At 70.3% G+C, this 22902-nt stretch carries 21 protein-coding genes; 8 read left to right on the top strand and 13 right to left on the bottom strand.

The features are described from left to right. Window positions 1-45: 45 nt before the first annotated feature. From clpB to ACLJQM_RS36050, 3 genes are all read right to left on the bottom strand, one after another. Window positions 46-2640: an ATP-dependent chaperone ClpB gene (gene clpB, locus ACLJQM_RS36060; RefSeq protein ID WP_247016668.1), complete on the bottom strand. Its 2595-nt coding sequence runs from the start codon at window positions 2638-2640 to the stop codon at window positions 46-48. A gap of 96 nt (window positions 2641-2736) precedes the next feature. Then, window positions 2737-3924 carry an MFS transporter gene (locus ACLJQM_RS36055; protein ID WP_360777814.1) on the bottom strand — a complete coding sequence of 396 codons (1188 nt, stop codon included), beginning with the start codon at window positions 3922-3924 and terminating at the stop codon, window positions 2737-2739. A gap of 100 nt (window positions 3925-4024) precedes the next feature. Then, window positions 4025-4510, bottom strand: coding sequence for a MarR family winged helix-turn-helix transcriptional regulator (locus tag ACLJQM_RS36050; RefSeq protein WP_360777816.1), 486 nt, complete (start codon window positions 4508-4510; stop codon window positions 4025-4027). A gap of 245 nt (window positions 4511-4755) precedes the next feature. Here ACLJQM_RS36050 and ACLJQM_RS36045 point away from each other — a divergent pair, with 245 nt between their 5' ends. The 6 genes from ACLJQM_RS36045 to ACLJQM_RS36020 all read left to right on the top strand — a co-directional run bounded on the left by ACLJQM_RS36045 (window position 4756) and on the right by ACLJQM_RS36020 (window position 11385). Further along, window positions 4756-5931: a globin domain-containing protein gene (locus ACLJQM_RS36045; protein WP_247016663.1), complete on the top strand. Its 1176-nt coding sequence runs from the start codon at window positions 4756-4758 to the stop codon at window positions 5929-5931. A 322-nt stretch (window positions 5932-6253) separates the two neighbouring features. Further along, a complete protein-coding gene (locus ACLJQM_RS36040) occupies window positions 6254-7357 on the top strand; it encodes a globin domain-containing protein (RefSeq protein WP_410634835.1) in 1104 nt (367 codons plus the stop codon). A 19-nt stretch (window positions 7358-7376) separates the two neighbouring features. Beyond that, window positions 7377-8093, top strand: coding sequence for a dienelactone hydrolase family protein (locus ACLJQM_RS36035; protein ID WP_410634793.1), 717 nt, complete (start codon window positions 7377-7379; stop codon window positions 8091-8093). A gap of 145 nt (window positions 8094-8238) precedes the next feature. Further along, window positions 8239-8997 (top strand): lytic polysaccharide monooxygenase, encoded by a 759-nt coding sequence (locus ACLJQM_RS36030; protein WP_247016657.1) that lies wholly within the window; start codon window positions 8239-8241, stop codon window positions 8995-8997. After that, on the top strand, window positions 8994-9533 hold the full coding sequence (locus ACLJQM_RS36025) for a DUF305 domain-containing protein (RefSeq protein WP_360777821.1): 540 nt from the start codon (window positions 8994-8996) through the stop codon (window positions 9531-9533). Before ACLJQM_RS36030 ends, ACLJQM_RS36025 begins: the two co-directional genes overlap by 4 nt. A gap of 280 nt (window positions 9534-9813) precedes the next feature. Further along, window positions 9814-11385: an ABC-F family ATP-binding cassette domain-containing protein gene (locus tag ACLJQM_RS36020; protein ID WP_410634791.1), complete on the top strand. Its 1572-nt coding sequence runs from the start codon at window positions 9814-9816 to the stop codon at window positions 11383-11385. Window positions 11386-11435: 50 nt separating this feature from the next. Here ACLJQM_RS36020 and ACLJQM_RS36015 read toward each other — a convergent pair whose 3' ends face one another. The 7 genes from ACLJQM_RS36015 to ACLJQM_RS35985 all read right to left on the bottom strand — a co-directional run bounded on the left by ACLJQM_RS36015 (window position 11436) and on the right by ACLJQM_RS35985 (window position 18369). Beyond that, window positions 11436-11861, bottom strand: coding sequence for a heat shock protein transcriptional repressor HspR (locus ACLJQM_RS36015; RefSeq protein ID WP_125308982.1), 426 nt, complete (start codon window positions 11859-11861; stop codon window positions 11436-11438). A gap of 5 nt (window positions 11862-11866) precedes the next feature. Next, on the bottom strand, window positions 11867-13039 hold the full coding sequence (dnaJ, locus tag ACLJQM_RS36010; protein WP_410634790.1) for a molecular chaperone DnaJ: 1173 nt from the start codon (window positions 13037-13039) through the stop codon (window positions 11867-11869). Between the two features lie 36 nt (window positions 13040-13075). Continuing rightward, window positions 13076-13783 carry a nucleotide exchange factor GrpE gene (grpE, locus tag ACLJQM_RS36005; protein ID WP_410634789.1) on the bottom strand — a complete coding sequence of 236 codons (708 nt, stop codon included), beginning with the start codon at window positions 13781-13783 and terminating at the stop codon, window positions 13076-13078. Next, a complete protein-coding gene (dnaK, locus tag ACLJQM_RS36000; protein ID WP_247016647.1) occupies window positions 13780-15648 on the bottom strand; it encodes a molecular chaperone DnaK in 1869 nt (622 codons plus the stop codon). Before dnaK ends, grpE begins: the two co-directional genes overlap by 4 nt. A gap of 146 nt (window positions 15649-15794) precedes the next feature. Next, window positions 15795-17267, bottom strand: a complete 1473-nt coding sequence (locus ACLJQM_RS35995) for an alpha/beta hydrolase (RefSeq protein WP_410634787.1) — start codon at window positions 17265-17267, stop codon at window positions 15795-15797. A 67-nt stretch (window positions 17268-17334) separates the two neighbouring features. Then, window positions 17335-17568: a hypothetical protein gene (locus tag ACLJQM_RS35990; protein ID WP_360777829.1), complete on the bottom strand. Its 234-nt coding sequence runs from the start codon at window positions 17566-17568 to the stop codon at window positions 17335-17337. Window positions 17569-17598: 30 nt separating this feature from the next. After that, window positions 17599-18369: a DUF4097 family beta strand repeat-containing protein gene (locus tag ACLJQM_RS35985; RefSeq protein ID WP_360777831.1), complete on the bottom strand. Its 771-nt coding sequence runs from the start codon at window positions 18367-18369 to the stop codon at window positions 17599-17601. 173 nt (window positions 18370-18542) lie between these two features. Here ACLJQM_RS35985 and ACLJQM_RS35980 point away from each other — a divergent pair, with 173 nt between their 5' ends. Then, window positions 18543-19076: a YbhB/YbcL family Raf kinase inhibitor-like protein gene (locus ACLJQM_RS35980; RefSeq protein WP_247016639.1), complete on the top strand. Its 534-nt coding sequence runs from the start codon at window positions 18543-18545 to the stop codon at window positions 19074-19076. A gap of 48 nt (window positions 19077-19124) precedes the next feature. Here the strand turns inward: ACLJQM_RS35980 and ACLJQM_RS35975 are convergent, their stop codons facing one another. From ACLJQM_RS35975 to ACLJQM_RS35965, 3 genes are read right to left on the bottom strand one after another with little or no spacing between them, the layout of a single operon-like run. Beyond that, a complete protein-coding gene (locus ACLJQM_RS35975) occupies window positions 19125-19559 on the bottom strand; it encodes a GNAT family N-acetyltransferase (protein ID WP_247016637.1) in 435 nt (144 codons plus the stop codon). A gap of 21 nt (window positions 19560-19580) precedes the next feature. Next, on the bottom strand, window positions 19581-20141 hold the full coding sequence (locus ACLJQM_RS35970) for a TetR/AcrR family transcriptional regulator (RefSeq protein ID WP_360777834.1): 561 nt from the start codon (window positions 20139-20141) through the stop codon (window positions 19581-19583). Continuing rightward, on the bottom strand, window positions 20138-20467 hold the full coding sequence (locus tag ACLJQM_RS35965; RefSeq protein WP_247016633.1) for a DMT family transporter: 330 nt from the start codon (window positions 20465-20467) through the stop codon (window positions 20138-20140). Before ACLJQM_RS35965 ends, ACLJQM_RS35970 begins: the two co-directional genes overlap by 4 nt. A gap of 154 nt (window positions 20468-20621) precedes the next feature. On the opposite strand from ACLJQM_RS35965, the gene ACLJQM_RS35960 reads away from it, so the two are divergent. After that, the gene (locus tag ACLJQM_RS35960; RefSeq protein WP_360777836.1) at window positions 20622-22835 is read left to right on the top strand and encodes a (Fe-S)-binding protein; all 2214 of its coding nucleotides are present in this window, start codon (window positions 20622-20624) and stop codon (window positions 22833-22835) included. Window positions 22836-22902 lie beyond the last annotated feature (67 nt).

Genomic DNA, 22902 nt, shown 5'->3' with positions numbered 1-22902 from the left:
GTGAGTGGTCAGGGCGGTTGGAACCGCCCTGACCACTCACGAGGTTCAGACGCGCTCGACGGTCAGCGAGTCACCGGCTTCCAGCTCCGGGATGTCGACGCGCACCGTGTCGCCGTCGCGGATCTCTCCCGACAGCAGCTCCTTCGCCAGCTTGTCGCCGATCGCCGACTGGACCAGCCGCCGCAGCGGGCGGGCGCCGTAGATCGGGTCGAAGCCGTTGAGGGCGAGCCACTCGCGGGCGCCGTCCGTGACGTCGAGGTGGAGCCGGCGCTGCGCCAGCCGCGCGGCCAGCCGCGCCACCTGGATGTCCACAATGGACGTCAGCTGCTCGGTGCCGAGCGAGTGGAACACGACGATGTCGTCGAGCCGGTTGAGGAACTCCGGCTTGAACTGCCGCTGCACCACCGAGAGCACCGCGTCCCGCCGCTGCCGCTCGTCGAGGTTCGGGTCGGCGATGGCCTGCGAGCCGAGGTTGGACGTCAGGATCAGGATGGTGTTCCGAAAGTCCACCGTCCGGCCCTGGCCGTCGGTCAGCCGCCCGTCGTCGAGGACCTGCAGCAGCACGTCGAAGACGTCCGGGTGGGCCTTCTCGACCTCGTCGAGCAGCACCACCGAGTACGGCCGGCGCCGGACGGCCTCGGTCAGCTGGCCGCCCTGGTCGTACCCGACGTAGCCCGGCGGGGCACCGACCAGGCGCGCCACCGAGTGCTTCTCGGCGTACTCGCTCATGTCGATGCGCTGCATCGCGCGCTCGTCGTCGAACAGGAACTCCGCCAGTGCCTTGGCCAGCTCGGTCTTGCCGACGCCGGTCGGGCCGAGGAACAGGAACGAACCGGTCGGGCGGTCGGGGTCGGCGACGCCGGCCCGGCTGCGGCGCACCGCGTCCGAGACGACCTGCACGGCCTCGGCCTGCCCGATGACGCGCCGGCCGAGCTCCTCCTCCATCCGCAGCAGCTTGCCGGTCTCGCCCTCCAGCAGCCGTCCCGCCGGGATGCCGGTCCACGCGCTGACGACGTCCGCGACGTCGTCAGCGCCGACCTCTTCCTTGAGCATGACGTTCTGCCGGCTGGCCTCGTTCGCCTCGGTGGCCGCTTCGAACTCCTTCTCCAGCGCCGGGATCCGGCCGTAGCGCAGCTCGGCGGCCTTGCCGAGGTCGCCGTCGCGCTCGGCGCGTTCGGACTCGCCGCGCAGCTGCTCGAGCTGCTCCTTGAGCTCGCGGACGCGCTCGATGGAGCCCTTCTCGTTCTGCCAGCGGGCGGTCAGCGCCGTCAGCGACTCGCGCTTCTCGGCCAGCTCGGCGCGCAACGCGTTGAGCCGTTCCTTCGAGGCGGCGTCGCTCTCCTTGGCGAGCGCCATCTCCTCGATCTCCAGGCGCCGGACGGAGCGCTCGACCTCGTCGATCTCCACCGGCCGCGAGTCGATCTCCATGCGCAGCTTGGACGCGGCTTCGTCGACCAGGTCGATCGCCTTGTCCGGCAGGAAGCGCGCGGTGATGTAGCGGTCGGACAACGTCGAGGCGGCGACCAGCGCGGCGTCCGTGATCCGGACACCGTGGTGCACCTCGTAGCGCTCCTTCAGCCCGCGAAGGATCGCGATGGTGTCCTCGGGCGACGGCTCGCCGACGAGCACCTGCTGGAAGCGCCGCTCCAGGGCGGCGTCCTTCTCGATGTGCTGGCGGTACTCGTCGAGCGTGGTCGCGCCGACCATCCGCAGCTCGCCGCGGGCGAGCATCGGCTTGATCATGTTGCCCGCGTCCATCGCGCCCTCGCCGGTCGCGCCGGCGCCGACGATCGTGTGCAGCTCGTCGATGAACGTGACGACCTCGCCCGCGGAGTCGGTGATCTCCTTGAGCACGGCCTTCAGCCGCTCCTCGAACTCGCCGCGGAACTTCGCGCCGGCCACCATCGACCCCAGGTCGAGGGCGACGACGCGCTTGCCGCGCAGCGATTCGGGCACGTCCCCGGCGACGATGCGCTGGGCCAGCCCTTCGACGATGGCCGTCTTGCCGACGCCCGGCTCGCCGATCAGGACCGGGTTGTTCTTGGTGCGCCGCGACAGCACCTGCACGACGCGGCGGATCTCGGTGTCGCGGCCGATGACCGGGTCCAGCTCGCCGCGCCGGGCCCGCTCGGTGAGGTCGACGCCGTACTTCTCCAGCGCCTTGAACGTGCTCTCCGGGTCCTCGCTGGTGATCCGGGCGGAGCCGCGGACCTTGACGAACGCCTCCTGCAGCGCGTCCGGCGTCGCACCGTGGCGCTTGAGCAGGTCGGCGACCTGGCCGCCCTCGGTCGCGAGCCCGACGAGCAGGTGCTCGGTCGAGACGTACTCGTCGCCCAGTTCGGTGGCGAGCTTCTGGGCGCGCGTCAGCGACTTGACGGCGTGGGTGTCGAACTGCGGGCTCGACACGGTCGCGCCGGTCGCCGACGGCAGCGCCGCGATGAGCGGCTCCAGCTCCTTGTGCACCACCTCCGGGTCGGCCCCGACCGCGGTCAGCAGCGGTGCGGTCAGCCCCTCACCCTGCGCCAGCAGGGCGCCCAGCAGATGCGCGGCCGACACGTGGGGGTTGCCCGCCATCGTGGCCGCCTGCGCCGCCGACGAGATCGCCTGCTGGGTCTTCGTGGTCGGGTTGAAAGCGTCCATCCCTCACCTCATGCTCGATAACTCGAAAGTACTGGTGACAGGCCTGACCGAGGCCCGTCACTACCCTTAACGCACGAAAACTTGAGTCTGTTCCGCTCAACTCTGACCTGGTGCCACGGCACCTGCCGGCAGCCGTGATCCCAGTGTCCCGAGCCCGGCCACGGCGAGCCCGGCGCACGCCCCGACCAGCACCCAGGGTAACCAGTCGGCCACCGAAAACAACGCGACCACGACCGGCGCGATCACCTGCGCCACGGCGAACGCGTACTGGTACGCAGCGAGATAACGCCCGCGGGCGACCGGAGGTGCCGCGGCCTCGGCCAGCGCCCCCGACCGCGGCCCGAAGACCAGGTCGCCGGCGGCGAACACGAGCGTCGACGCCAGCAGGTAGACGACCTGCCAGCCGTCGGGGACCAGCAGCACGCCGAGGCTGACCAGGCACCACGCGGCGAACAACGCCGAACCCGCGCGCATCGCGGCGAGCCGCGTCAGCCGCGCGGTGAGCCGCAGCGCGATCGTGCCGCCGACGCTGGTCAGCACGGTCAGCAGGGCGAGGATCGCGCCGGGCAGCCAGACCGGGCCGTGCAGCCGGTCGAGCACGAACACCGGCATGCCGATCAGGAAGAAGTCGAGCGAAAGCCCGAAGAGGCCGCTGAACAGGATCAGCGCGAGGTAGGGCCGGTTCCGGAGCACCCGGACCGACTGCTCGGCGGGCCGCTTCACCGGGCGCGCCAGCCGGACGAAGAAGACCAGGATCAACGCCGCCGCGAAGAACGTCAGCGCGTCCAAGGCCAGCGCGATGCGGTACCCGGACGTGCCGGCCCACGTCAGGAGCGCGCCCGCGGTGAGCCCGCCGAGGCCGAAGCAGCCGGCCCGCACCATCCCCACCTCGGCGAACGGCCGATCCTTCTGGACGTCGCCCGCGACGTCGGCGATGAGCACGAACAGGGAGCTGTAGAACAACTGCTGGCCGGTCGCGAGCAGCACCGCCGCGACCACCACCGGGCCCGGGCCGCCGGCGATGAGGTAGGCGCCCGTCCCGGCGGCCTGCAGCAGCTGGGCCCCGACCACCACCGTCCGCGGCCCGATGCGGTCGACGAGCCGGCCGGCGAGCGGCGGCACGACGAGGCCGCCGACGGTGCCGAGGGTGACGGCCGTGCCCGCCACGGCGAGCGGCACCCCGACCACCTGAGTCACGTAGACCAGCGCCAACGGGAGGAACAGACCAGAGCCGAAGTTGTCGATCCCCAACGCGCACAGCAGTGCGACCCGGCTACGCGTCACCTACCGAAGTTAACCCGGCCGAACACCGCGAAGTCAGGCCCGAACGGAGACAGTACGGCTGGCAAAAGGCCACTGCGGGTGTCCCCGCGGCGGCCCTGCGTCACCTGGTCGAGCCGGCCCCGCAGGCCGCGCTGCCGAGCGCGCGGCGGAGGTCCTCGTTCATCCCCGCGAGCCGCTCGGTGAGCTCGGTGACGCGCTCGTCGTCCCAGCCGCCGAGCGCCTTTTCCATGAACTCGAGGTAGTTGGCGCGCCAGCGGACGAGCTCGGCCCGCCCCTTTTCCGACACGCTGACCAGCGACGCGCGGCCGTCCTCGGGCGCGGGACGGCGGTCGACCAGCCCGGCGGCGGAGAGCTGGGCGATCTGCCTGCTCACCACGGAGAGGTCGACGAAACGGCGTTTCGCCAGCTCGGACGGCCGGGCCTCGCCGTTCTTCGCCAGGTCGGAGAGCAGCATCGCGGCCGCCGGGTGCAGTCCCGGCTCGCTCTGCCAGGCCTGCATGATCCAGGCGTGCTGGAGCTGGGAAGCCGTCTTCAGCTCGCGCATGAGCTCGACCCGGACGTCGTCGTCGGTGTCGTCGAAGCCCATCGGAACCTCCCTTAGTTGTGCAATACAAGTTTATTGCCGGACGCTTGCTCAGGGCAACCATCCGATCGGTGAGGTCGCCCACGCTCCCACCGGCGGAAATACACCCGGTCGGAGCAACAATGCGGGCAAAAGGCCGCCCGGCGGCTACCCTGCGGACGGGCCGCGCGCGCGGCGCGTTCGAGTGACGAGGTGGCTGCAGTGGCGATGGACCCAGGAGGCGGTCCCCGACCCGTGAACACCCCCTCATGACCGCCGACTCGGTCAGCCCGCTCCCCAGGTCTTCGGCCCCGCGTGAAGCCCCCGCCGCCGTCGCCGCGATGGTCAAGCTCATCCGGGACAGCTGGGCGAAGTCCGAGCCGTACATCGCGGACATCTCCCAGTTCTTCTACGGGATGCTGTTCACCCTGGCCCCCACCACGCGCGACTTCTTCCCGATCAACATGGAGATCCAGCGCGGCCGGCTGGTCCGCGCGCTGGTGCACATCGTGCAGATGGTGGACCGGCCCGACGACCTGGCGCCGTTCCTGCGCCAGCTCGGGCGCGACCACCGCAAGTTCGGCGTGGTGCCGCGGCACTACGAAGCCGTCGGGACGGCCCTGCTCGCGTCGCTCAAGAACCACCTCGGCCGGGAGTGGACGCCGGAGGTCGAACGCGCGTGGGCCGAGGCCTTCACGATCGCCGCGCGGGCCATGCAGGACGCCGCCGCGGCCGACCAGAACCCGCCGTCGTGGCACGCCACCGTGGTCGAGCACCGGCGGCTGACCTGGGACCTCGCCCTCGTCCGGCTGCGGCCGGAGCAGCCGGTGCCCTACCACCCCGGCCAGTACATGAGCGTCGAAGTGCCGCAGCGGCCGCGGCTGTGGCGCTACCTTTCGCCGGCGAACGCGCCGCGCGAGGACGGCGGCATCGAGTTCCACGTCCGCGCGGTCGACGGCGGCTGGGTCTCCCGCGCCATCGTCAGCCACACCCAGCCCGGCGACGTCTGGCGGCTCGGCCCGCCACTCGGCCGGCTGACGGTCGACCGCGAAGCGTCACGAGGCGTGCTGATGATCGCCGGCGGCACCGGCGTGGCGCCGCTGCGCTCGATCCTCGACCACCTCGCGCTCTGGGGCGAGAACCCGAAGACGCACCTCTTCTACGGCGGACCGTCCCGTGAGGACCTCTACGACCTCGAAGAGCTGCGCGCGCTCGCGGCCATCAACCCGTGGCTCACCATCTCGCCGGTGGTGGAGCGCGGCGGCGACGTCCCCGGGTTCGAGCAGGGCACGCTGGCCGAGGCCGTCACGCGCTACGGCGCCTGGCCCGGCCACGACATCCTCGTGTCCGGCTCGCCGGCGATGATCCGCGCGACGGTCTCGCGCATGCTCGTGGCGGGCAGCGCACTGGACCAGATCCAATACGATCCGTTCACGATCGACTGATTCCCGTAACACCGGAAAGGCAATACTCCTGTCCGGTGAACATTTCACCGTGAACTGATCGTTTTTACGCAGTGCCAGATCGGGTTGACCCGGTGTGTCCAAATTGCTCCGATCGAGCGGGACCACGCGGAATCACGCGCATCTGCACGGGAATGCGCCTACAGTCGGGAACCCTCGGGGGCGGCACCGCGACAGCGACGCCGCATGGACGGCGCTTTTACCTGTGCACGACTGGAGATTACCGTTCCCGATGAATGCTGAATCCGTGAAGATCTCCACGCTGCCCGAGACACTTCCTGTTTCGGCCGTGGAAGGTCGCGAACTGGCGCGATTGATTCGTGAAAGTTTTGCGGCCGTCGAGCCGAGAGCCGACGAACTGGCGCAGTACTTCTACGGCGCGTTGTTCGTGATCGCCCCCGATTGCCGTGACCTGTTCCCGGTCACCATGTCGACCCAGCGGAGCAGGCTGCTGCGCGCGCTCGTGTACGTCGTGCAGATGGTCGACCGGCCCGACGAGCTGGTCACCTTCCTCGGCCAGCTGGGCCGCGACCACCGCAAGTTCGCCGTCGTCTCCCGCCACTACGACGCCGTCGGCGTGGCGCTGATCGCGGCGCTCAAGCGGTTCCTCAAGGAGAAGTGGACGCACGAGGTCGAATCGGCGTGGACCTCGGCGTACGGGCTCATCTCCAAGACCATGCGCGAGGCGGCGCAGGCGGAGACCGGGCCGGCGGCGTGGTCGGCGACCGTGCTGGAGCACCGGAAACTCGCCCGCGACGTCGCGCTGGTGAAGGTGCGCACCGAGGGGCTGCTGCCGTACCGCGCCGGCGGGTACGTCAGCGTCGAAGTGCCGCAGCGGCCCCGGTTCTGGCGGTACCTGTCCCCGGCGAACGCGCCGCGCGGCGACGGGCAGCTCACGTTCCACGTGCGCGCGGTGCCCGGCGGCTGGGTCAGCGGCAGCATCGTCAACCACACCCGGCCGGGTGACGTCTGGCGCCTCGGGCCGTCGATGGGCGCGCTCGACGTGCGGCCGACCACCACCAAGCGGCGTCTGCTGCTGATCGGCGGCGGCACCGGCATCACGCCGCTGATGGCGATCATCGACGACCTGGCGCGCTGGAAGCGTAATCCGCCGGTGCACCTGTTCTTCGGCGGCCGAAGACCGGAAGATTTGTACGCATTGGACGATTTGCGCCGGCTGGCCGCGACGTCCAAATGGCTGACGGTCACGCCGGTCACCGAGGAAGGCGCGGTGGCCGGCGGCGACCGCGGCACGCTCGCGCACGCCGTGACGCAGCGGGGTTCGTGGAAGAACCACGACGTCCTCGTTTCCGGCTCGCCGCCGATGATCCAATCCACCATCGCGAAGCTGCTCGCCAAGGGGATCGACCTGGAGCGGATTTCGTACGACCCGTTCACCTTGGATTGAACACGCTATCGTCGCCGATATGGAGATGACGATTCCGGTTTCGGACGGCACCATCGGCGGCTACCTGGCGGAACCCGCCGGCGAAGGGCCGCACCCCGGCGTGGTGCTCATCCACGACGCTTTCGGGCTGAGCCAGGACACGAAGAACATCACCGACCGCTTCGCCGCCGAGGGCTTCTTGGCGCTCAGCCCGGACCTGTACTCGCGCGGGGGCATGCGCCGCTGCGTGCGCCGGGTGTTTTCGGACATGTTCGCCAACCGGGGGCGCAGCTTCGACGACATCGAGGCGTCCCGCGCGCTGCTCGCCGCCCGCCCGGACTGCACGGGCCGGATCGGCATCGCCGGCTTCTGCATGGGCGGCGGCTTCGCCCTCGTCGCGGCGGCCCGCGGGTTCGAGGCGTCGGCGCCGTACTACGGGCAGCTGCCGAAGAACCTGTCGGTGCTCGACGACGCCTGCCCGGTCGTCGCCAGCTTCGGCAAGAAGGACTTCTCGCTGCGCGGCGCGGCGGCGAAGCTCGAGACGGCGCTCACCGAGCGCGAGATCCCGCACGACGTCAAGGAGTACCCGGGCGCGAGCCACGGGTTCGCGAACAAGATCGACGTCGCCCTGCCGCTGAACCTGCTGCTCAAGGTGGTCGGGTTCACCTACCACCACGAAGCGTCGGAAGACGCCTGGCGCCGAGTGACGTCTTTCTTCGGCGAACACCTGCAGCAGCCGTCCCGACCTTCGCACTGAGCCGAGCGGAGCAGCGAAATCGTCGAACGGCGGTAGTTCGTTGACCGTTGTGCCCGAATCGACTTATGGTCTAGACCACATCTTCCCCGGATGTGCTCGTTCGTCCTCCCCCCGGAACAGAGCTGTTCCCCCTCGAGGAGCCGAAATGACCTGGAAACGAAAGCTCTTCGCGGCCGCGGCCGGTGCCCTGCTGGCGCCGGTGCTGGTCGTCGTCCTCCCCGCGGCCACCGCGAGTGCCCACGGGTACATCTCCGACCCGCCCAGCCGGCAGGCCAACTGCGCGGCCGGGAAGGTCTCGAACTGCGGCGAGATCGTCTACGAACCGCAGAGCGTCGAAGGCCCGAAGGGGCTGCGCAGCTGCAACGGCGGGCTGTCCCAGTTCGCCCAGCTGAACGACGAATCGAAGGCGTGGCCCGCGAAGTCCGTCGGCAGCACGGTGACGTTCAACTGGGTGTTCACCGCCCGCCACTCGACGACGAACTACGAGTACTACGTCGGCAACACGCGTGTCGCGGTCTTCAACGGCAACAACCAGCAGCCGCCACCGACGCTGTCGCACACGGTGAACCTGGCCGGGTACTCGGGCCGGATCAAGGTGCTGGCCATCTGGAACATCTCGGACACGGCCAACGCGTTCTACAGCTGCGTCGACCTGCAGGTCGGCGGCGGGGGCACCACTCCGCCGCCCACCACCACGCCGCCCCCGACCACGACCCCGCCGCCCACCACGACCCCGCCCCCGACGACGACCCCGCCGTCGACCGGCACCTGGTCGGCGGGCACGGCGTACAAGGCGGGCGACGTCGTGACGTACAACGGCGCGAGCTACCGCTGCCTCCAGCCGCACACGGCGATCGCGGGCTGGGAGCCGCCGAACACCCCGGCCCTCTGGCAGCGCCAGTGAGGCTGGTCCTGGCCGTCGTCGCGCTGCTGCTGACCGGATGCAGCAGCGGCGCGACGCCGGCCGCCCCGTCCCACAACGCGGCCGACGTGATGTTCCTGCAGATGCTGATCCCCCAGAACGAGCAGGGGATCGAGATCGCCCACCTCGCCGCGGGCCGCGCGGTTCCGGCCCCGCTGAAGGAACTGGCGGCGGCGATCGAGGTGACGCAGCGGACCGAGGTCGACCAGGTGAAGAGCTGGCTCCGAGCCTGGAACGAGCCCGAGACGATGGACGCGAACCCCCAAGCCCACGCGGGCCACGGCGGCATGAAGATGACGGCCCCGGACCTGGTGGGAGCGCTGAAGTCGGCGCCGGACCAGGAGTTCACCCGCAAGTTCCTCGACGTGCTGACGGGCCAGCAGCAAGGCGCGGTGGAGCTGGCCCAGTCGGAGAACGGAACTTCCGGCGGCGTGAACGCCGAGGCCCGCGACCTGGCCCGCCGGGTGATCGAGTCGCGGACGGCAGAGGTGAAGCAACTGCTGAACTTCAAGGCTTGACCGCGACACGAAGCCGCGGGCACCCGGGAGGGGCTGCCCGCGGCTGCCGCGCGTCGGTCCCGCGCTCGCGCGGGCCGGCCCTCGCCGTCCGGTCGGTTATTCGCTTGGCCGCCCCCCTCCGCGCGGGTTAGCCTCGCGATCATGTACTCCTGTCCCGTCTTCATGAGGTTGCGGAACCGCCGCTGACGGCGGTGCACCCCCTTTTCTGCCCGCCGTTCCGGTCCTTGCCGGGCGGCCGCTTCCGTGCTGCCCGGCTCCCTCCTGAGCCGCGGAGCCACCCTTGTCTTCCCCTCTTTCCTCCCAGCCCGTCCACCTGCGCGCGGAAGGCGTCGGCGTCACGCTCGGCTCGCGCCGGGTGCTGCACGACGTCAGCGTCACCGTTTCCGCCCGGTCGCGGCTGGCCGTCGTCGGCGAGAACGGGCGTGGCAAAACCACGTTGCTGCACGTCCTCGCCGGCCTTCGCGCGCCCGATCACGGGGTCGTGCACCGGACCGGCACCGTCGGAGTCGCGCGGCAGGCGTTGCCGTTCCGGTCCGGCGAGACCGTCGGGACGCTGACCACCGCGGCGTTGCGGGACGTCCACGCCGCCCTGCGCGCCCTCGATACCGCCACCGAAGATCTCGCGAAGTCGGCCGAAGGCGCCGAAGATCGCTACGCCGTCGCGCTCGACGCGGCCACGCGCCTCGACGCGTGGGACGCCGAGCGCCGCGTCGACGTCGCGCTCGAAGCGCTCGACGCCTGTGCCGACCGCGGCCGGGCGCTGAGCACGCTTTCGGTGGGGCAGCGCTACCGCGTGCGGCTGGCCTGCCTGCTCGGCGCGCGGTACGACTTCCTGCTGCTCGACGAGCCCGGCAACCACCTCGACGCCGCCGGCCTCGCGTTCCTCACCGCCCGCCTGCGCGGGCACGACGGCGGGGTCGCGCTGGTCAGCCACGACCGGGCGCTGCTGGCCGACGTCGCGACCGAGTTCCTCGACCTCGACCCCAGCCAGGACGGCCGTCCGCGCCGGTACGCCGGGGGTTACGACGCCTGGCAGGACGGGCGCCGCCGCGACCGGGAGCGGTGGGTGCAGGACCACGAGGAGCAGCAGGACGCCCATCGGCAGCTCACCGCCGCGGTGGCGCAGGCCCGCGACCGGCTCAGCACCGGCTGGCGCCCGGACAAGGGCACCGGACGGCACCAGCGGCAGACCCGCGCGCCCGGCGTCGTCCAGGCCCTCAACCGGGAACGGGCCGCGCTCGAAGCGCACCGCGTCACCGTGCCCGAACCACCGTTGTCGTTGTGGTGGCCGGATCTCGGCTCCGGCGCTCAGGCGCTCGTCCGCCTGGACGACGTCGGCGTCGCCGGACGGCTCACCGGCCCGGTGACGCTGTCACTCGACCGCGGCGACCGGCTGCTGGTCACCGGCGAGAACGGTGCGGGCAAGTCGACGCTGCTGTCCGCGCTCGCCGGAAAGCTCACGCCGACAACGGGTTCGGTCCGGCACCTGGCCCGCGCGAAAGTGGCCCTGATCGGCCAGGAAGTCCCGGCGTGGCCTGAAGAGCTCACCGCTCGCGCGCTGTTCGAGCGAGCGGGCGTCCCGTTTTCGGCGATGGGACTGCTCGACGCCGAAGCGCTGCGCACCCCGGTCGGGCGGATGTCGCAGGGTCAGCAACGCCGGCTCGACCTCGCCCTGCGGCTGGCCGGACGGCCGGACGTGCTCGTCTTCGACGAGCCGACCAACCACCTGTCGGCGGTGCTCGTCGAGGAGCTGACCGAGGCCTTGCTGAAGACCCCGGCCGCGGTGATCGTCGCGACGCACGACCGCCGGATGCTGGCCGACCTCGCGGCCTGGCCGCGGCTGGAGCTCTGACGCACGAAGGCCTCCCCGGTCACCCGGGGAGGCCTTCGCGGTTCACGTGCTCAGCGGCGCTTGGGACGCCAGACCACCATGGCGGTCTGCTGGTTGAGCGGCACGAGGTCCCGGCGGTAGGACGCGTGCGCGGCCGCCGCGGCCTGTTCGCCGGCCACGTACGCCGCGGCCAGTTCCTCGGTCAGCTCGGTGATCCGGGCCCGCAGCGCGTCGACCTGGTTCTCCAGCTCGATGATGCGCTTGATGCCGGCCAGGTTGACGCCGTCCTCCTGCGACAGGCGCTGGACCTCGCGCAGCAGCGCGATGTCCCGCATCGAGTAGCGCCGCCCGCCACCGGAGGTGCGGCCCGGTGACACCAGGCCCTGCCGGTCGTAGGTGCGCAGCGTCTGCGCGTGCATCCCGGCGAGCTGGGCCGCCACCGAGATGACGAACACCGGGGTCTCTTCGTCGCCTTCCTGCGGGATCCCGCCGAACATCCCACTCACCTGCCTTCGAGCAGCTCAGTGATCTCGGGCCGGGGGTCGTGCCCGGCCATCGACTCGGCGTACGCCTGCAGTGCTTCGCGCGCCTTGTCGTCCAGTTTGGCGGGAATCGCCGCCTGGAGGGTGACGAGCAGGTCACCTTGCGCACCGTCGCGCTTGGCGATGCCCTTACCGCGCACGCGCAGCACCCGGCCGCTCGCGGTGCCCGGCGGCACCTTGAGCGAGACCTTGCCCTCGAGCGTCGGCACCGTGATCGTGGTGCCGAGCGCCAGTTCGGTGAAGTCGACCGGCACGGTGACCGTCAGGTCGAGCGCCTTGCGCCCGAACAGCTTGTGCGGAGCCACGTGCACCCGGACGTACAGGTCGCCCGCCTGCGCGCCGCCCCGGCCCGGCTCGCCCTGACCGGCCAGCCGGATCCGTTGGTCGTCGTCGACGCCCGGCGGGATCCGGACCGTCAGCGTGCGGGTCCGCGTGCTGACGCCTTCGCCGCCGCACTCGGGGCACGGGTCGTCGATGATCGTCCCGCGGCCGCGGCAGTCGCGGCACGGCTCCGAGAACGCGAAGGCACCCTGGCTGCGGCTGACCAGCCCCGAACCGGAACAGGTCGGGCAGGTCCGCGGCGACGTGCCCGGCTTCGCACCGTTGCCGCTGCACGTCGAACAGGTCGCCGGGCTCGACAGCCGCAGCGGCAGGGTCGCGCCCTTGACCGCCTCGGTGAAGTCGATCCGGACGTCCGTCTCGACGTCGGCACCGCGCTGCGGCCGGTTCGCCGTCGCGCCCGCCGGCCCGCGGCCGCGGCCGAACAGCCCGCCGAGGATGTCCCCGAGCCCGCCGAAGCCACCCTGCTGGTTGGCGCCGGCCTGGCCGAAGATGTCCCCGACGTCGAAGCTGCCGGTGCCGCCGCCACCGCCGGGGAAGTTGAACCCGCCCCCGCTGCCGAACAGCCGTCGCGCTTCGTCGTACTCCTTGCGCTTGCTCGCGTCGGAGAGCACGCCATACGCCTCGGAGACCGCCTTGAACTTCTGCTCCGCGTCGGCGTTGCCGGCGTTCGCGTCCGGGTGGTTCTCCTTGGCCAGCTTCCGGTAGGCCTTCTTGATCTCGTCCGAGGTGGCGTCGGAAGAGACGCCCAGTTCACGGTAGAAGTCCTTACCGATCCATTCCCGTGCACTCATCGGGCGTCTCCTCCTCCCACTTGAACCGGATACGTCTTACTGCTGCTGTTCATCGACTCCGCCGCCGAGTGGCAGCTCGCCACCGACGGGCGGGTCCACCGGGGCCGCGCCGGGCTCGTGGTCGGTCACGCCGACCAGCGCCGCCCGCAGTACGCGGTCCCCGAAGCGGTAACCGCGGCGCATGACCACGGTGACCGTCGGGCCCGCCACCTCCGGCGAGGTGTTGTGCTGCACGGCTTCGTGCACGCTCGGGTCGAAGGGCTCGCCCTCGTTGCCGAACGACTCGAGCCCCGCGCGCTGCAGGCCGCTGATCAGCTTGTCGCCGACCGCCTTGAACGCGCCGGTGAGGTCACCGTGCTGCTCGGCCCGCTCGAGGTCGTCGAGCAGCGGCAGCAGGTCGTTCACCACGGTCGCCTTCGCGCCGAGGACGACCGCCTCGCGGTCGCGCTCGACCCGCTTGCGGTAGTTGGCGTACTCCGCCTGCAGGCGCTGGAGGTCGGCGGTGCGCTCGGACAGCTCCTTCTCCACGTCGGAGACCACCGACACCGAGTCGTCCACAATGGACTCGCCGAGCGAGGGACCCGCGTGTTCCACGGGCGCCTCGTCCGGCTCCGGCGCGGCGTGGGCCGGACCGGGCGGGCGGACCTGCCCGGTCTGGGGGTCCACCCGACGCCGATCCCGCACGACCACCGGCTCCTCGGGGCCTCGGCCCTGGCTCTCGGATTCGTCGTAGCTGTGGGTCACTTCTTCTCGTCCTCTTCGACGATCTCGGCGTCCACCACGTCATCGGCCTTGGCCTGGCCGCCGGCCGCACCGGCGTCCCCGGCCGCGCCAGAGGCACCGGCCGCACCGGCCGCCGCGTCGGCGTTCGCGTTGGCGTACAGGGCGGTGCCCAGCTCCTGCGAAGCGGTGTTCAGCTTCTCGATCGCCTCGCGGATCTTGGTCGAGTCCGTGCCCTTCAGGGCTTCGTTGGCCTCGTCGATCGCGGACTTGACCTTGCCCTTGAGTTCCTCGGGCAGCTTGTCGTCGTTGTCCTTGAGGAACTTCTCGGTCTGGTAGACCAGCGTCTCGGCCTGGTTGCGGGTCTCGGCCTCTTCGCGGCGGGTCTTGTCTTCCTCGGCGTGCGCCTCGGCGTCCTTGACCATGCGCTCGATGTCGTCCTTCGGCAGCGCGGAGCCACCGGTGATCGTCATCGACTGCTCCTTGTTCGTGCCGAGGTCCTTGGCCAGGACGTGCACGATGCCGTTCGCGTCGATGTCGAAGGTGACCTCGATCTGCGGCACGCCACGCGGGGCGGGCGGGAGACCGGTCAGCTCGAACATGCCGAGCTTCTTGTTGTGCGCGGCGATCTCGCGCTCACCCTGGAACACCTGGATCTGCACCGACGGCTGGTTGTCGTCCGCGGTGGAGAAGATCTCCGAGCGCTTGGTCGGGATCGTCGTGTTGCGCTCGATGAGCTTGGTGAACACGCCACCCTTGGTCTCGATGCCCAGCGACAACGGGGTCACGTCCAGCAGCAGGACGTCCTTGACCTCGCCCTTGAGCACACCGGCCTGCAGCGCCGCGCCGACCGCGACGACCTCGTCCGGGTTCACGCCCTTGTTCGGCTCGCGGCCGCCGGTCAGCTCCTTGACCAGCTCGGACACGGCCGGCATGCGGGTGGAACCACCGACGAGCACGACGTGGTCGATGTCGCCGACGGCGATGCCCGCGTCCCGGATGACGTTGTTGAACGGGTTCCGGGTGCGCTCGAGCAGGTCCGAGGTGATCTTCTGGAACTCGGCGCGCGACAGCGTCTCGTCGAGGAACAGCGGGTTCTTGTCCGCGTCCACGGTGATGTAGGGCAGGTTGATGCTGGCCGAGTTCGAGCTGGACAGCTCGATCTTCGCCTTCTCCGACGCCTCGCGGATGCGCTGCAGCGCCATCTTGTCCTTGGTCAGGTCGATGCCGTTCGTGGCCTTGAACTTGTCGACCAGCCACTTGACGATGCGCTCGTCCCAGTCGTCGCCACCGAGGTGGTTGTCACCGGAGGTCGCGCGGACCTCGACGACGCCCTCGCCGATCTCCAGCAGCGAGACGTCGAACGTGCCACCACCGAGGTCGAAGACCAGGATGGTCTGTTCCTTCTCGCCCTTGTCCAGGCCGTACGCCAGCGCGGCGGCGGTCGGCTCGTTGACGATGCGGAGCACGTTCAGGCCGGCGATCTGCCCGGCTTCCTTGGTGGCCTGCCGCTGCGCGTCCTCGAAGTACGCCGGGACGGTGATCACCGCGTCGGTGATGGTCTCGCCCAGGTACGCCTCGGCGTCGCGCTTGAGCTTCATCAGCACCCGGGCGCTGATCTCCTGCGACGTGTAGTTCTTGCCGTCGATCTCGGTCTTCCAGTCGGTGCCGATGTGCCGCTTCACGGACCGGATCGTCCGGTCGACGTTCGTCACGGCCTGGTTCTTCGCCGGCTGACCGGTCAGCACTTCGCCGTTCTTGGCGAAGGCGACGATCGAGGGGGTGGTCCGGGAACCTTCAGAGTTGGCGATGACCGTCGGCTCGCCGCCCTCAAGGACGGCGACGACCGAGTTGGTCGTGCCGAGGTCGATGCCGACCGCTCGCGCCATGGTGCTTTCCTCCTGTGTAAGCCTGCTATGTTCGTGACCTGCACGTTCGTCCCCGCCTTGAGCGGGTACGTGGCAAGTTTAGTCTGGTCTTCGCGGGCCTCGTCAAGCCGGACTTGAGTCGACTGCGCTCAACCTTCGTACCCAGCCTAACGAGCCGGTACCGGTTCTTGTTCCCGGGTCCGGCCGCAGAGTCGGGGGAAACCGGGTGTGAGCCCGCTCACCAGGTACTCCACCTCGACCGCGCGGGCGCAGGCCGAGTTGAACAGGCCCGTGTGACCGTCGTCGGTGCGGGTGAGCAGGGCCGAGCCGTCGATGCTCGCCGCCAGGCCGCGGGCCCAGGACAGCGGCGTGGCCGGGTCGTGGGCGCCGCCGACCACCAGGATCGGCGGGGCGCCGTGGACCGGGTGGGGCTGCGGCGGGTTCTTCGCCGGGACCGGCCAGCCGGTGCAGCCGCTCGTGAAGTCCCAGTATTCGGAGTACCGCCAGCTGTGCGGCGCCACCGCGCGCAGCAGGCCGGCCATCGCGCCCATGTCCGCCGGGCCGGTGAACGGCGACGGGAAGTCGTGGCAGCCGATCGCCCGGTACGCCCCGTAGATCGGGGAGCGGAACTGGTTCCGCTCGGTCAGCCCCTCGGCGTCGGGGAACTCCCCGCCGGCGGCGGCCAGCGCCTTGCCCAGCGCCGGCCATTCGTCCCGGAGGTAGAGGTGGTTGTAGACACCGGCCGAGATCTCGTCGGCCGTCGCCGAGCGGCCCAGGTCGCTCGCCCACACCGCGCCGCGCGCCGCGCGGGCCACGACGTCGTCGTAGAAGCGGAGGACGTCACTCCCCCGCAAGGCGCAGCCGGCCGACCCGCGGCACCAGTCCGCGAACCGGACCAGCGCGTCTTCGGTCGCCGCGGCTTCCTCGAGGATCGCCTGGCGCAACGGCCGGGCGTGGTCGACGGCGCCGTCGAGCACCATCGTGCGCACCCGGCCGGGGTGCTTCGACGCGTAGACCGCGCCCAGTTCGGTGCCGTAGGACAGGCCCAGCCACGAGATCTTCGACTCGCCCAGTGCGGCGCGGATCGTCTCGATGTCCTCGGCCGCGCTCTGCGTGTCCGCGTTCGCGAGCAGCGGCCCGGTGCGGGCCAGGCAGTCTTCGCCCGCCTCGCGGTTGTGCGCCACCAGCGCGTCGAACGCCGGCCGGGACGCCGGGAACCGGTCGAGCGCCGGCTCCCACAACGTCGGCCCGCACGTGATGCGCGGTGTGCTGAACCAGTCTCCGCGCGGGTCGAAGCCCACGACGTCGAACCGCTGCCGCAGCCGGGCGAGCTCCGGCGAGGCGAGCCCGCCGAACTGCACGAACCCGACACCGGAACCGCCCGGCCCGCCCGGGTTCACCAGCAGCGAGCCGATCCGGTGGGCCGGGTCCAGCGCGGGCAGCCGGGCCAGCGCGAGCCGCGCCGTCCCCAGCTCCGGTCTCGCGCGGTCGATCGGGACGTCGACCGCCGCGCACTCCGCCGCCGGCTCCTGCTGGGTGGCGCACGGCCGCCAAGACAGGCCCGAAGCTTCGGCGACGGACGGCACCGCCGCCATGACCACGACCACCGCGGCGACCGCGGCGAACCGGCGCAGATCCATGCTGGAATCCCTCCCCCTGCACGCCGTCCTTCGGCGCACCCCATTCCTAACAGCGACCACCGACGGTTCAGGAGCGGCGGGTCGTCCAGGAGGAGAAGAAGAAATCGGGGTTTCCTTGCCGCACAACGACTTCCGCGGGCGTACCCACCCAGGAAGTCACTCGATAGTGGGAATCCGCGGTGACCGGCACCCCCTGCGCCGGAGTCACCGCGGATCCACCACGCGCGAAGCCGACGACCCCGAACATCGCCACCGCGCCCAGCAGCGCGGCAGCCAGCACGCGCCGTTCGATCTTGCCCATCGGAAAAAGTCCCCCGTAGTAAGGAAAAAGTCAGGCCGCGCGGACCGTGACGCTGCCGCTGTCGGTCGTGAGGTCGAGCGTGTGCGGCGCGGAGCCGTCGGTCGGCACGTCGATGTCGCGGTGCCCGCTGTCGCTGTCGCCGACGACGCGGTACGGCCCGCCCGGCACGGTGACGTCGACGCTCCCGCTGTCGGCCTTCACCTTCACGTTGTTCGCCTGGTCGAGCGAAAACTCGACGCTGCCGCTTTCGGACGTCACGTCGACCGGGCCGCGCACGCCCTTGCCCTCGATGCTGCCGGAACTGGCGTGCACCTGGACCTCACCGACGTGTTCCAGGTCGATCCCGCCGCTTTCCAGCCGCAGCTTCACCAGCCCCGGTACGTCTTCGACCTTGGCGTGCCCCGAATCGGCCTGAACGTCCACACTGGCCACCCCGCGGACGTCCAGCCCGCCGGAGTCCAGCTTTCCGCTGACCGGCACGCCTTCCGGCACGACGACCTCGAAGTCGACCGAGCAGTTGTTCCCGCAGTCGGTGAGCACGAGCTGGTCGCCGTCGACGCGGTAGAACGTGTCGCCCGGCTTGCCCCGCCAGTGGTAGTTGACCGACTGGTGCACGGTGGACGGCCCCGAACCGGTGCGGATCTTCACCGATCCCGAGTCGCCTTCCAGCTTCACGCTGCGGATCGTCTCCGAGAGCGTCCTGCTGTTCTCGAAATCCGATCCCCAGCCCCAGCCGAACGCGGTCGCCAGCCCCACGCCGATCAGGACGATGCCACCCAGAGCCAAGAGCGGGCGCGCCATGGTCGTGATCCCCTCAGTGTTGTTTCCCCTGCGTGAGGAACGTTATGGCCGGGGCGGGATCGAGTACATGGGGGTAACCCCCCGAATGACCCTGAGATCCGTCCCTGACACGCGGGGGCCGTCCCGGGGGCCAAACCTGGCGCAAGACTCCAGTTCCGTGATCAGGAGGATCCATGCCGCAAGCACCCGGCCCGTACGAATCCCTGCCCGACGTGCCGTCGTTCACCCTCACGAGCACCGACGTCGCCGACGGTGAAACCCTGGCCACGCCCCACTTGTCCGGCATCTTCGGCGCCGGCGGCGAGGACCGTTCGCCGCAGCTGGCGTGGGAGGGCTTCCCGGCCGAGACGAAGAGCTTCGCGATCACCTGCTACGACCCGGACGCCCCCACCGGCAGCGGTTTCTGGCACTGGGCCGTGTTCAACGTCCCGGCGTCGGTGACGGAGCTGGCCTCCGGCGCGGGCGACGGTTCGGGCCTGCCCGAAGGCGCGGTGACGCTGAAGGGCGACGGCGGGGTCAAGCAGTTCCTCGGCGCCGCGCCCCCGCCCGGGCACGGCCCGCACCGGTACTACTTCGCCGTGCACGCGCTGGACGTCGACAAACTCGAAGTGCCGGAGGACGCGACACCGGCATTCTTGGGCTTCAACATGTTCGGCCACACGCTGGCCCGCGCGGTGCTCACGCCGGTGTACGAGAACAAGGGCTGACTCCCGCACCCGGATCCGGCGCCGGCCCGGTGCCGGATCCGGACGCCGTCAGCGCAGGGCTTCCTGGTTGACGCCTTCGCGTTCCAGGTAACGGCCCTTGGTGTGCTCGCCGAAGCCGAACTGGCGGTACAGCCCGTGCGCGTCGGCGGTGTGCAGCATCCAGCGGAAGCCGGCGCCGGGCCCGTTGTCGATCATCTCCCGGACGAGCTCCTTGCCGAGCCCGGTGCCGCGCGCGGAGTCGACGACGAACACGTCGGCCAGGTACGCCGACCCGACGCCGTCGGAGAAGGCGCGCGCGAAGCCGACCTGCTCGCCGCCGCGGTAGGCGGCGACGATCCGCCACGAGCCGGCGACGGCGGCCTCGACCTGCGCGCGCGTGCGCCAGCGGCCCCAGTAGGCCTCGGTGGAGAGGAACTTCCACACCACGTCGAGGTCCAGCCGCGCCCGGTCGTCGTCCAGCTCGTACTCACCGAAGATCCGCATGATCCGAAACTAAGACCGGCGTCAACGCGGTTTCAGCAGGTAGTCCACGACGGGACGCAGCTCGTCCGCGGACGGCGGCTCGTCGTCGATGAGCCCCTGGATCAGCAGCCCGTCGATGCCCGCGAGGAACACCCGGAACGCCACTTCGTCGTCGTGGCGGACCATCGACGTCAGCACGTCGAGCCAGCGCCGGGCGGCCGGGCGCAGCTCCGGCTTCCGCGCGGCCAGCAGGTACAGCTCGTACTCGGCCATCGTGCGCCCGCGCCGCGGCCCCAGTGCCTCGGCCAGCAGGCCCGCGACCTCCTCGGCGCCCCGCGAGCCGCGTGACCGGGCCCGGTCGATCATCCAGTAGACCTCGGTCGCCATGTCGCGGGCGCACGAAATGAGGGTCGCGATCAGCAGGTCGTCGAGCGAGGTGAAGTGGTAGGTCGTGGACGTCGTCGGCACGCCGGCCTCGGCCGCGACGGTCCGGTGGGTCACGCCCGCGACGCCGTCGCGCTCGATGATCCGCAGCGTGGCCGCGATGATCTCCGCGCGCCGTTTGTCCCCCCGCGCCTTGCGGCCGTCGACTTGCAGTTTCACGTCGATGCGCTCCCGAGTTCGATCAGCACCACGCCGCCGATGACCAGCGCCAGCCCGGCGACCATGGTCGCGTTGACGGTCTCCTTGAGGAACACGACGCCGACGATCGCGACCAGCGCGACGCCCGCCGCGGCCCAGATCGCGTAGGCGACGCCGATCGGCAGCCCCAGCTTGAGGACGTACGACAGGGCGACGAACGCGATGGCGTACCCGATCACCACGACGATCGACGGCCCGAGCTTCGAGAAGCCCTCGGAGAGCTTCAGCGAGACCGTCGCGGAGACCTCGGCGGCGATCGCCAAAGCGAGGAGGAGGTACGCACCCATAGTGTGAAAACTACCTGAACGATCGTCCCAAAACAAAGAGCGACGTACACCACATCGGTGGGACTTAGGCCCACTCAACGGGTTACTCATCAGTAAGGAAGGTTAGTCTCCCGGCACCACCACAGTTTTGAACCGGACGAAAGGCACCCGAACGATGGGCGCTCTGCAACTGACGCTCGGCGGGATCTCGGTCCTGCTCGGCGTCGTCGCCTGGGGAATGTTCGCCGCGACGATCGCGCGCTTCGTGCGCATCATCCGTCTCGGGCAGCCCGACTCGACGCGCAACGGCCCCTTCGCGGGCCGCATGAAGACGCTGATCAAGGAGTTCGCCGCGCACACGCGGATGAACCGCAAGCGCAGCGTCGGGCCGGCGCACTGGCTCGTGATGTGGGGCTTCCTGCTCGGCTCACTGGCGCTGTTCGAGGCGTACGGCGAGGTCTTCGTGCCCACCTGGGGCTGGCCGATCCTCGACGACTTCCCGCCGTTCCAGCTGCTCATGGAGCTGCTCGGGGTCGGGACGATCGTCGGCATCCTGGTGCTGATGGCGATCCGCCAGCGCAACCACCCGCGCCGCGCCGACCGCCAGTCGCGCTTCCAGGGCTCCAACTTCAAGTGGGCCTACTTCATCGAGGCCGTCGTCCTGATCGAGGGCATCGGCATCATCGGCGTCCGCGCCGCGAAGTCCGCGCTGAACACGCACGAAGGACCGCTGTGGGCGTCCTTCGTCTCCAACCCGATCGGCCAGCTGCTGCCGGCCAGCCCGAACCTGGTCACGGTGTTCGCGTTCGTCAAGCTGATGAGCGCCACGGTCTGGCTGATCGTGGTCGCGCGGACGATGACCATGGGCATCGCCTGGCACCGCTTCAGCGCGTTCTTCAACATCTACTTCAAGCGCGAGGCCGACGGCGGCGTCGCCCTCGGCGCGCTCAAGCCGATGATGAGCGGCGGCAAGGTCCTCGACCTCGAGGAAGCCGACCCGGACGAGGACACCTTCGGCGTCGGCAAGGTCGAGGACTTCAGCTGGAAGGGCTGGCTGGACTTCTCGACGTGCACCGAGTGCGGCCGCTGCCAGGAGCAGTGCCCCGCGTGGAACACCGGCAAGCCGCTGTCGCCGAAGCTGCTGATCACCCAGCTGCGTGACCACGCCTACGCGAAGGCGCCGTACCTGATGGCCGGCGGCAAGCGCGACATGGCGGGCGACGAGGTCGGTTTGTCCGGTGACAACATGTACGCCGGGATCGACGTCCTCGCGATCGCCGAGTCGCAGAAGGCCCTGATCGGCGACGACGGCGGCGTCATCGACCCGGACGTCCTGTGGTCCTGCACCAGCTGCGGTGCCTGCGTCGAGCAGTGCCCGGTCGACATCGAGCACGTCGACCACATCGTCGACATGCGCCGCTACCAGGTGATGATCGAGTCGTCGTTCCCCAGCGAGCTGAACGGCATGTTCAAGAACCTGGAGAACAAGGGCAACCCGTGGGGCCAGAACGCCAAGGACCGGCTGGCCTGGACCGAGGACCTCGACTTCGAGGTGCCGGTGTTCGACGGCGACATGGGCGACGCGGAGTACCTGTTCTGGGTCGGCTGCGCCGGCGCGTTCGAGGACCGCGCGAAGAAGACGACGCGGGCGGTCGCCGAGCTGCTGCACATGGCCGACGTCAAGTACAAGGTGCTGGGCTCGGAGGAGTCCTGCACCGGTGACCCGGCCCGCCGCGCGGGCAACGAGTTCCTGTTCCAGATGCTGGCGCAGCAGAACGTCGAGGTCCTGAACTCGGTGTTCGAGGGACGTGAGCGCAAGGCGCGCAAGGTCGTCGTGACCTGCGCGCACTGCTTCAACACCCTCGCCAACGAGTACCCGGAGCTGGGCGGCCAGTTCGACGTTGTGCACCACACGCAGCTGCTGAACCGCCTGGTCCGCGAGAAGCAGCTGGTGCCGGTGGCGCCGGTCGCCGAGGACGTCACCTACCACGACCCGTGCTACCTCGGCCGCCACAACAAGGTGTACGAGGCGCCGCGCGAGCTCGTCGGCGCGACCGGCGCGCGGCTGCGCGAGATGCCGCGGCACGGCGACAAGTCGATGTGCTGCGGCGCGGGCGGCGCCCGGATGTGGATGGAAGAGAAGATCGGCAAGCGGATCAACGTCGAGCGCGTCGACGAGGCGCTCGGCACCGCGCCGTCGAAGATCGCGACCGGCTGCCCGTTCTGCAAGGTGATGCTGAACGACGGCCTGACCGCCCGCCAGAGCGACGGCAGCGCGAGCGAAAAGGTCGAGATCGTCGACGTCGCGCAGATGCTGCTGGAGTCGGTCAAGCGCACACCGGCGCCGAAGCCGTTACCGACTGGAGCGCCTTCGCTCGCAGAAGAGTGACGCGCTAATCGTTCACGGCCCCGGTCAGGAAGTTCCTGGCCGGGGCCGTTTTACATTGCGTTATTCG

Source organism: Amycolatopsis sp. cmx-4-83 (assembly GCF_046548815.1).
Taxonomy (GTDB): domain Bacteria; phylum Actinomycetota; class Actinomycetes; order Mycobacteriales; family Pseudonocardiaceae; genus Amycolatopsis; species Amycolatopsis pretoriensis_A.
The sequence above is the reverse complement of the archived record's forward strand: the minus strand, read 5'-3'. Positions and strand labels throughout refer to the sequence as shown.

What these genes read in the sequence shown, in the direction of transcription:
- dnaK (WP_247016647.1), bottom strand. Translation starts at nt 15,648, where the DNA reads ATGGCGCGAGCGGTCGGCATCGACCTCGGCACGACCAACTCGGTCGTC.
- ACLJQM_RS35975 (WP_247016637.1), bottom strand. Translation starts at nt 19,559, where the DNA reads ATGCGGATCTTCGGTGAGTACGAGCTGGACGACGACCGGGCGCGGCTG.
- ACLJQM_RS35990 (WP_360777829.1), bottom strand. Translation starts at nt 17,568, where the DNA reads ATGGGCAAGATCGAACGGCGCGTGCTGGCTGCCGCGCTGCTGGGCGCG.
- ACLJQM_RS36045 (WP_247016663.1), top strand. Translation starts at nt 4,756, where the DNA reads ATGACCGCCGACTCGGTCAGCCCGCTCCCCAGGTCTTCGGCCCCGCGT.
- ACLJQM_RS35985 (WP_360777831.1), bottom strand. Translation starts at nt 18,369, where the DNA reads ATGGCGCGCCCGCTCTTGGCTCTGGGTGGCATCGTCCTGATCGGCGTG.
- ACLJQM_RS36015 (WP_125308982.1), bottom strand. Translation starts at nt 11,861, where the DNA reads ATGTTCGGCGGGATCCCGCAGGAAGGCGACGAAGAGACCCCGGTGTTC.
- ACLJQM_RS36035 (WP_410634793.1), top strand. Translation starts at nt 7,377, where the DNA reads ATGGAGATGACGATTCCGGTTTCGGACGGCACCATCGGCGGCTACCTG.
- ACLJQM_RS35980 (WP_247016639.1), top strand. Translation starts at nt 18,543, where the DNA reads ATGCCGCAAGCACCCGGCCCGTACGAATCCCTGCCCGACGTGCCGTCG.
- ACLJQM_RS35995 (WP_410634787.1), bottom strand. Translation starts at nt 17,267, where the DNA reads ATGGATCTGCGCCGGTTCGCCGCGGTCGCCGCGGTGGTCGTGGTCATG.
- ACLJQM_RS36030 (WP_247016657.1), top strand. Translation starts at nt 8,239, where the DNA reads ATGACCTGGAAACGAAAGCTCTTCGCGGCCGCGGCCGGTGCCCTGCTG.
- ACLJQM_RS36050 (WP_360777816.1), bottom strand. Translation starts at nt 4,510, where the DNA reads ATGGGCTTCGACGACACCGACGACGACGTCCGGGTCGAGCTCATGCGC.
- clpB (WP_247016668.1), bottom strand. Translation starts at nt 2,640, where the DNA reads ATGGACGCTTTCAACCCGACCACGAAGACCCAGCAGGCGATCTCGTCG.
- ACLJQM_RS35965 (WP_247016633.1), bottom strand. Translation starts at nt 20,467, where the DNA reads ATGGGTGCGTACCTCCTCCTCGCTTTGGCGATCGCCGCCGAGGTCTCC.
- dnaJ (WP_410634790.1), bottom strand. Translation starts at nt 13,039, where the DNA reads ATGAGTGCACGGGAATGGATCGGTAAGGACTTCTACCGTGAACTGGGC.
- ACLJQM_RS35960 (WP_360777836.1), top strand. Translation starts at nt 20,622, where the DNA reads ATGGGCGCTCTGCAACTGACGCTCGGCGGGATCTCGGTCCTGCTCGGC.